Annotated in this window: 1 protein-coding gene; it reads right to left on the bottom strand. The window is 62.0% G+C overall.

The window, feature by feature from the left end; all coding sequences use genetic code 11:
* A partial coding sequence (locus ACWTU8_RS32690) for a SecD/SecF family protein translocase subunit (protein ID WP_455851360.1) occupies positions 1 to 447 on the bottom strand: 447 nt, incomplete at both ends.

The raw sequence follows: 447 nt of genomic DNA, 5'->3' as shown, positions 1-447 counted from the left end.
AGCCAGATCGACACCAGCAGGCGCGTGAAGGTGAAGGCGGTGAAGACCGTAGTCAGGATGCCGATGGCGTAGGTGATGGCAAAGCCCTTCACCGGGCCGGTGCCGAGATAGAACAGCACCACGGTGGCGATCAGCGACGTGACGTTGGAATCAACGATGGTCGCCAGCGCCTTCGAGAAGCCGGTGTCGATCGCCTGGATCACCGAGCGACCAGCCCGTCGTTCTTCACGGATGCGTTCGTAGATCAGCACGTTGGAATCGACCGCCATGCCGATGGTCAGCACGATACCGGCAATACCGGGCAAGGTCAGCGTCGCCCCAAGCAGCGACAACAGGCCGACGATCATCGCCACGTGCACCGCCAGCGCGATGTTGGCGAGGAAACCGAGGAAGCCATAGGCGACGAACATGAAGGCGACGACGAGGATCGAACCGATGATGCCGGCC

Source organism: Mesorhizobium sp. BHbdii (genome assembly GCF_053848045.1).
The sequence above is the reverse complement of the archived record's forward strand: the minus strand, read 5'-3'. Positions and strand labels throughout refer to the sequence as shown.